4 protein-coding genes are annotated in these 4,678 nt (G+C 69.0%); all 4 read right to left on the bottom strand.

Annotation, left to right across the window (positions count from 1 at the left end; genetic code table 11):
- Positions 1-776 (bottom strand): type IV secretory system conjugative DNA transfer family protein (locus ACHFFZ_RS07150; RefSeq protein ID WP_394275961.1); only part of this gene is annotated, 776 nt, incomplete at its 3' end.
- Positions 776-1,405 carry a hypothetical protein gene (locus ACHFFZ_RS07155; protein ID WP_299306024.1) on the bottom strand — a complete coding sequence of 210 codons (630 nt, stop codon included), beginning with the start codon at positions 1,403-1,405 and terminating at the stop codon, positions 776-778. The genes ACHFFZ_RS07155 and ACHFFZ_RS07150, both read right to left, overlap by 1 nt.
- Positions 1,402-2,901 (bottom strand): ATP-binding protein, encoded by a 1,500-nt coding sequence (locus ACHFFZ_RS07160; RefSeq protein ID WP_394275962.1) that lies wholly within the window; start codon positions 2,899-2,901, stop codon positions 1,402-1,404. The genes ACHFFZ_RS07155 and ACHFFZ_RS07160 overlap by 4 nt, the downstream gene beginning before the upstream one ends.
- A 67-nt stretch (positions 2,902-2,968) precedes the next feature.
- Positions 2,969-4,540, bottom strand: coding sequence for an SCO6880 family protein (locus ACHFFZ_RS07165; protein ID WP_394275963.1), 1,572 nt, complete (start codon positions 4,538-4,540; stop codon positions 2,969-2,971).
- Between the last annotated feature and the right edge of the window lie 138 nt (positions 4,541-4,678).

The raw sequence follows: 4,678 nt of genomic DNA on the forward strand, positions 1-4,678 counted from the left end.
TTGACCAGCTGTCCCGCGCGAGCTCGAGCCACGACCGTGTCCTCGCAGCCGCGCAGGATGTTCCACCGCATCGACTCGGGCCAGGATACGAGGTTCAGCAGGTCGAACACCCACACCTTGCCCTTCTTCGCACGGGGTTCGGCGATCACATCCAGCAGATCCGCCTTCGTCGACGTCACCACGAGCGCACCGGGCGCGTTGAGCGCTGCCCGGCTCAGGACGCGGAACGTCTTGCCGCCCCCGGTCGGCGCAACGACCCCGAGATGCTGCTCCTGGCCGAGATGCGCCTCGACGGCACCGCGCGCGAAGGACGCGGTACCCACGCAGAACGTCCGCTCCTTCGCGGGGACCTTCGAGTTGGCGGGCCACAGCCGGCCGTCACGGTCCTCGGAGAGGATCGCTTCGCGGCCGAGCGCTCTCTTCACCTCAGCCTTCGTGGCCATGCCCTTGCCCGGTGCGCGCAGCCGCCATTTCGTCAGCAGTGCCGAGACGGCCACGATCACGACGGCGATCAGCGCGAGGAGGAGGCCTAAGAGCACGTAGGTCCAGGTGCCGCCGCCGGGGACCTCTGCCAGGCCCTGCCCACGGACCACGCCCACGAGTCCGGTCATGCTCACCTCGAAGTCGCCCCACTCCGCGGGCGTGGACAGCACCACTGCGGTGTGCCACACCCCCAGCAAGCCGGCGACGAGGATCAGCAGGAACGCCCACCAGTAGTCGGCGATCAGCAGCAGGAGCGTCGAGGGGGTCTTGTCGTAGCGACCTCGCTGAGCCATCAGGCATCTCCTTCGGTGGTGGCATCCATCGGGGACGGGAACGTCCACGCCCGGGCGAGCACGCCCTCGAGCGGGCGCACCGCCAGCAGCGTGCGGTGCTCGCGGTGTTCCCCCGCCCGCGCCCAGACGATCCGGAACGGCACCTGGTCGTCGTGGTAGGCAGGCGCCACTTCCCGCTCGATCACGGGCCCTGGACGGTCGGGGTCGGTGACCGCCGACCCGCGCAGGTAACCGCGTGTCCAGTGCGCCAGGAAGCCGGCGAGGTTCCGGGCGTTCGTCGTTCTGCGCGAGGCCGTGAGGATGTCCGAGGCGGCGTGCGCGACGTAGCGAATCGGCAGCGACGCCAGGACGGCCGGGGGCCGTAGAGGCGCTGCGACCTCCCCCAGAGACCCCTCGAGCAGCACGCCGGCACTGAGGCGGTCCTGCAGCTCGTCGCGCTCACGCAGGTCCAGTGAGCGCGTCGCCTCGTCCCGGAGCTGCTCCCACACGTCCAGGCGCAGCATCACCCCATCTAGGCGGCCGCGCCGCGCGATGTACAGCGGGGTGCGACCCGACTCGGAGGTCGGATCGAGGTAGGTCGAGGTGACCGTCGGGATTCGGGTCGAGGGCACAACTTCGGCGGCGCTCATGCGACATCACTCCCCGCACCCGCCAGGGCGAGATCCTCGGCGTCGTCCTGTTCCCCGGCCGTGAAGTCGTCACCCTGCAGCCCGACGCGCGCCTGCGACAGCAGCGCGCCGTCGGTGTCAGCCAGCTGCGCCTCAATGCTCGAGCGCGACGCGCGCATGAGCACGGCGGGCTTGTTGCCGATCTTCAGCAGGCAGCAGCCCTGCTCGAGGTTCATCAGCAGGTCGATCGACGACGGGGGCATGCCGAACAGTCGTTGGCACGCCTCGGCGTCCTCTCGGCGTGCCTGGCGGAACATCGCGATGGTGCCGGCCTCCTTGATCGTGGCGATGGCCGGCGAGTTCGCCGGCACATCGGAGAGATGCTGGTAGTTGGTCACGGTCGACAGGGCGAGTCCGCGAGACTTCTTCGTGTTCTGCTGGGACACCTTGGCGAAGGACCCGTCCACCAGGTGCCAACCCTCCTCGATCACGAAGAACGTCGGGACCGCCGACTTCTGCCGCAGGAGGGTGGCCCGCAGCCACGTGTTGATGATCGCCATGACCACCGGCACCGCCGGGCCGCTGTCCGGCAGCGCTGAGATATCGAAGACCGTCAGCCCCGCGTGGACACGGATCTCCTCACTGGTCTCCCCGTCGATCAGCCCGGCGAGCTCGCCTTCGATGCACTCCTCGAGCGCGAACCCGACGCGACGACCCCAGGTTGCGTAGTCGTCGACTCCGTAGCGTCCCAGCTGCGCCTCGACGATCTCCTCGTCCGGTTCCAGGAGGTACCTGGTGACGTCGTGGATCGTCGCGACCGCGCCGCGCTCCCGCGCCCGCGTGACCGCGGCGTCCCGCGCGACCCGCAGGGCCTTGCGCTCGTCCGCGCTGAGGACCTCGCCGATCACCTCTTCGAGAATCGCCTTGAGCAGGTCGGTGTGGCTTGCCGTGAGCCGGTCAGATCCCGTGATCACCGGGTCCAGCGGGTTGATCCTCAGCCCTCCCTCTTCGCCGGTGAAGCGGATGGGCTCCACGCCGAGGGCTCGGGCCAGTGAGGCGTACTCGCCCTCGTGCTCGGAGTCTTCATCTCCGGCCGACTGCATCTTCTTGTCCACGATCACGACGCGGCGTCCCAGCATGAGGTTGCGCATCGTGACCCAGGTCTTGGAGAACGAGGACTTGCCGTACCCGACATCGCCGATCGAGACGCAGTTCGGCGATCCGATGACCTTGGACCGGTAGCCCTCGATCGGATCGTGGAAGACCGGCCAGCCGGTGATCAGGTCATCTCCGGCGTAGAGGCCGAACGATGACGTCGGCGCCCCGGCCACTGCGAGATGCAGCGCCGAGGTCTGCGACGTCGTCGACCGCAGCATGGTGACCTGCTGGTCATAGGCTCCCAGGAAGTCGAGCCACCCCTTCCGGCGAGCCGCCTGCAGCCACGGCTCGGGAGGCTTCGTCTCTGCAGAGGAGGGTGGGGTGCCGCCCTTTCGCTTCTTCCGCTGCTTCACCTTCATCGGTGCTCTCCTCGTCTATGCCGCTCGCAAGTGGCGGCGGGGGCCTGTGGGCTTGCTGCGCTGGCGATCACGTCGGCAGCCACTTCTTCTTACGCCGGCGCACTCCGGTAGCCAGCGGCAGCGTCAGCGGCATCGCCAGGTGGTGCGCGTGGTCCTGCCAGTCGAGGTTCGAGATGTGCGACTCGGCAGCGGCCTCCTCGATCGCGTTGACCGCCCGCTCGAGCTCCTCGAGGTCGGGAGCCTGGATCGTCACGGCCAGTGCCCACTCCGCCCCGTGGACGCCCGATCCCGGCTGCAGGTCTTGCAGCCGTCGCTGCGACGCTGTCAGCTGGGCCTCGCTCGTCCCGTCCGAGACCTCCTTGGCCTTCTGCTGCACCGCCGAGCGGTCCATCGTCAGGTCGTCCCGGGCCTCGGCGCGGGCGGTCGTCGCCGGCACCACCGTCACGTGGGTACTCACGGTGCGTACCACTGCCGGGTTCACGCCCGTCAGGAGCGGCACCAGCATGTCGACCGGCAGTTCTCCCGCCGCGAACCCGTCGCGCGGCACCACGGCCGTGCGGGTGTACCACCGCTTCTGGCTCCCCTCGATCACCAGGTACCGGGAGGACTCCGAGCCGATCCACGGCAGCCACATCGAGAACCGGTCAGCGCCCTCGAGGCGATCCAACGGCTGATCGGGATCCTGCAGGCTGCGCGTCACCGCGGCGAGCCGTCGCTCGTCGAGCTCCCGGAACGAGAACCCGTTGGCGCGGCCCGCGGAGATGATCCGCCGCAGCTCGGTGGCCAGGACCACGGCCGTGCGGGCATCGGCCCGCTCCCGGTCACTGGCCTCGTTCATGTCGTCCGGGAGGACCACGCGATCGGCCGCCGCGTAGAACTCGCGACTCGCCGGCACACCGATCGTCAACCAGGTGCGGTTCTGCTCCTGCTCGCTGATCACTCCGTCCACGAGCTCGGCGTACGAACGCACGAGGATCTCCGGTGCGTTGTCCGGCAGCGCATCGATGAGCCATTGCACGTGATCGGCCGGGTCGAACGGCACGATCCGCGCCACCGGCTGCAGATGCCTCGCCAGCGAACCTTGACGCGCCATCACGGCCTGGAACTTCGCCCACCCCGCGTGGTTCCGCAGCCCCTCAAGCCCGTCGACAACACCGGACTGCTGTGCCCGGAACTCGAGGACCATCGTGAACTGGGTCTGGTCGTGGATCCGCTGACGAAGCACAGCCACACGTCCAGGATGCTCCGCCCCCGGCCACAGCTCGATCTCGTAGCCACGCAACGTCCCGACGTCAGCCGGCAGGTGAGGGACATTCCCCTCAGCGGCCTCGGCCGCCTCTCCCCCGACCGTGTCCAGCGTCTTCATCCGGCGGTTCCAGCGTCGACGCAGGGGGATCGCGAGCATCCCGACCACGGACTTGTGGCCGAAGCTCGGCCTCGGTGACCACACGAACACGGTCGTGGCCAGCAGAACAGCGCCCAGCAGGACGGTCCAGGACCAGCGCATCACCATCAGCTGCGCGACCACCAGCACTGCCAGGGTCGACCACATACCGATCCGCTCGAGGCGGTTGCGGCTGCTCCCGAAGATCGAGCGGCCCTGCAGCTCGCCACCGAGCTGCACATGCGTCACGGCCATCACTCGCTCCACTTCCGTCGATCATGCAGTGAGCTCTGCTGCTCTTCCTGCGACGGGCCCTGCGAAGGCGGTGCCGTGCTCTCCGCGGCCGTCTTCGCGGTCGCGGCAGCGGTCTGCGTGCCCCTGGCGGCCATAGCA

Origin of the sequence: Luteococcus sp. (assembly GCF_043424415.1) — a bacterium.
Taxonomy (GTDB): Bacteria; Actinomycetota; Actinomycetes; order Propionibacteriales; family Propionibacteriaceae; genus Luteococcus.

Bases quoted from the DNA above. Each gene is read 5' to 3' on its own strand.
- ACHFFZ_RS07155 (WP_299306024.1), bottom strand. From the start codon at position 1,405: ATGAGCGCCGCCGAAGTTGTGCCCTCGACCCGAATCCCGACGGTCACC.
- ACHFFZ_RS07160 (WP_394275962.1), bottom strand. From the start codon at position 2,901: ATGAAGGTGAAGCAGCGGAAGAAGCGAAAGGGCGGCACCCCACCCTCC.
- ACHFFZ_RS07165 (WP_394275963.1), bottom strand. From the start codon at position 4,540: ATGGCCGTGACGCATGTGCAGCTCGGTGGCGAGCTGCAGGGCCGCTCG.